We start from the raw sequence: 1,287 nt of genomic DNA on the forward strand, positions 1-1,287 counted from the left end.
GGAGGTGCGAACGAGGATGCGACCACGCTCGCCCAGCTCCTCCTCTGCCGCGCGAACGGCGTCCCACACGGGCTTGCACTCATCGAGCTCGGCCTTGCGCTCGCTGCGCACGTTGACGAGCACCTGCGGGAAGATCTTGACCGGGGCGCACAGCTCGGAGAGCTTCATGCGCTCGGCTCGGATGACCTCCATGATGCGCAGGGACGTCATGATGCCGTCTCCCGTAGTCTCGATATCACCAAAGATGACATGGCCCGACTGCTCGCCGCCAAGGCTATAGCCCTTTTCGCGCATACAGGCGGTGACGTACTTGTCGCCCACCGGCGTAGTCTCGTACTTGAGGTTGGCACGGTCGAGCGCGCGGAACAGACCGAGGTTGCTCATGACCGTGGGGACCACGGTACCGGCGGTGAGACGGCCGTGCTTGTGCAGGTAGGTGCCGCACACATACAGGATCAGGTCACCGTCGACCACGTTACCGCGATCATCGACCGCCAGGCAGCGGTCCGCATCGCCATCATAGGCAAAGCCCACATCAAGGCCCTGCTCGACCACATGACGGCGCAGACGCTCAATATGCGTGGAGCCGCAGTCGACGTTGATGTTGAAGCCGTCGGGCGCATTGTTGATGATACGGACATCGGCGCCAAGGGCGTCGAACACGGGTTTTGCCACTGAGGAGGCGGAGCCATTCGCGCAGTCCAGGCCGACCTTCACGCCCTGCAGAGAGAAATTCGCGCTGGCGATCAGATGCGCGATGTAGCGGTTGCGGCCCTGCATGTAATCGACCGTGCAGCCAATCTCATCGCCCGAGGCGAACGGGATCTCGCTCTTGCCGTCGATGTAGTCCTCGATGAGCTCAAGGACTTCCTCGTCCATCTTGCAGCCTTCGCTGTTCATGAGCTTGATGCCGTTATCGGTATAGGGGTTGTGGCTCGCCGAGATCATGATGCCGCAGTCGAAGCGGCCGTCGATGGTTTCGTACGCAACGCCCGGCGTGGGGATGACGTGGAGCATGTACGCATCGGCACCGGAAGCGACCAGACCGGAAACGAGACCGGACTCGAACATGTAGCTCGAGCGGCGCGTATCCTTACCCACAATGACGCGGGCCTTGCGGTTCTGGCGCGCGCCGTAGTACCAACCTACGTAGCGACCAATCTTATACGCGTGCTCGACCGTGAGGGTCGTGCCCGCCTCGCCGCGGAAGCCGTCGGTTCCGAAGTACTTCATTCGCATTCCTTCCATACGCCCAGCGCCCATACGACGCCGGTCTGATGTGGGGCG

1 protein-coding gene is annotated in these 1,287 nt (G+C 62.2%); it reads right to left on the reverse strand.

All coding sequences use genetic code 11. From position 1 onward, the window contains the following. A partial coding sequence (glmM, locus tag ACT8II_RS09215) for a phosphoglucosamine mutase (protein WP_443813931.1) occupies nt 1-1,233 on the reverse strand: 1,233 nt, incomplete at its 3' end. Nucleotides 1,234-1,287: the final 54 nt, after the last annotated feature.

The organism is Collinsella sp., assembly GCF_052346665.1.
Lineage (GTDB): Bacteria > Actinomycetota > Coriobacteriia > Coriobacteriales > Coriobacteriaceae > Collinsella.